Source organism: Oleiphilus sp. HI0125 (genome assembly GCF_001635355.1).
In genome coordinates this window covers 1-1,599 of sequence record NZ_LWGF01000134.1, presented here as the reverse complement: position 1 = coordinate 1,599, position 1,599 = coordinate 1, and the positions used below count along the sequence as shown (strand labels likewise).

Annotated in this window: 2 protein-coding genes; both read right to left on the bottom strand. The window is 46.4% G+C overall.

The window, feature by feature from the left end; all coding sequences use genetic code 11:
* On the bottom strand, positions 1 to 613 hold a 613-nt coding region (locus A3762_RS02235; protein ID WP_197468951.1), incomplete at its 3' end, for a trans-acting enoyl reductase family protein.
* A 325-nt stretch (positions 614 to 938) separates the two neighbouring features.
* A partial coding sequence (locus A3762_RS02230; protein WP_068753901.1) for an SDR family NAD(P)-dependent oxidoreductase occupies positions 939 to 1,599 on the bottom strand: 661 nt, incomplete at its 5' end.

The window sequence follows — 1,599 nt, the reverse complement described above, 5'->3', positions numbered from 1 at the left end:
GCTCTTTGTCATCCGCTACTTCAGCGAGCACGTTATTGATACTTGCAATCGTGCCACCACTCGCACCACCTTTCATTGACTTCACTCGAACCTTGATCGCTTTCGCGTATTCGCCTTTAAGCTCCTTCACTTTGTTCTGAACAAAGTAAGTGCCCAAGTCAGATGGAATAGAGTCAAAGCCACAACAATGAATAATACGCGCACCCGTTTCTTGAGCGCGTTCATGGTGTTGATCGATCATTCGACGAATCCACTGCGTTTCACCAGCAAGGTCACAATAATCCGTACCGGCTTCAACACAAGCCGCAACAAGTTCGTTCCCATACAAAGCATATGGACCAACAGTCGTACAAATAACTTTCGTCTTACTGACTAAGTCTTTCAAGCTAGCTTCGTCGTGACTATCCGCAATTAGGATTGGTATATCGTTAGTGCCTTGGCCATCATTTAGACCTGCACGAACTTCCTCGAGCTTAGCTTGATTACGTCCAGCCATCGCCCACTTAAGCTCGCCATTGAGGCCATAAGTACTTAAATAAAATTCGGCTACTAAGCGGCCAGTAAAACTACTCGCACCCCAAATAATGACGTCATACTCGCGTGAATCTGACATGTTATTTTTCTCCAGTTGTTATGTATGCAGAACGCTTTACGAGAGACGATAAACGCTCGAATGATTCTTTTATGATTCAGGAACACTCCAAGTGATCCTGAATTTACCTCTTTATACAACAGTAGGTTCCCGTCCACCCCAGGGCGCCCTCTCTCGCTTCGCGATTCACCTTGTCTGCGGAAATGATGCACGCAGTATCCGAATAGCGTCACGAGAGCAGCATAGGCAAGGCGAAAGTTTGTGAGAAAGCGGAGTTTACATATACGTAAATGAGCAAAGCGAACAAGCTTTCAACACAGCCTAAGCAATCGCAGTAGCTATTTAACTACATAGCAGACATACCACCATCGACCGGAACCGCTATTCCGTTCATATACGTGTTCGCTGGCGACAACATCATCACCATCACGTTTACGATTTCCTCAACACGCGCAATACGCTTAAGCGGACAACCACGCGCAAGCGTCTTGTTTAATTCTTTCTCATCACCATTCGGATTAAGAATCGGGTTATCCACCATTGGCGTTGAAGTAAAGAATGGGCAAATCGCATTCACTCGCACATTCATTGCACCCATTTCCACAGCAGCCGTTTTTGTCATACCTACAACAGCATGCTTCGCGGCACCATAAGAACCACCCATTGGCGTCGCGCCTAAACCTGCCATTGATGCCACGTTTAGAATGGCCCCATCTTTTTGGCCAGCCATCATACGCATCTGGTGCTTCATACCGAAAGCAACGCCCTTTAGATTTACATCCAATTGGTNCTGCAAGGTTTTCTCATCGATCTGCGTAAACGGCATCAACTTCGGAGCAATACCCGCATTGTTTACCGCAATATCCATACCACCAAAGGTAGACTTTGCCAAAGCAACTAACTCTTCAGCATGCGATTCTTCAGCAACATTCCCAACAGCACTCGCTACTTCTGCGCCAAGCGCTTTTACTTTTTCGACAGTTTCAGTCAAACCATCCGCGTTGTAA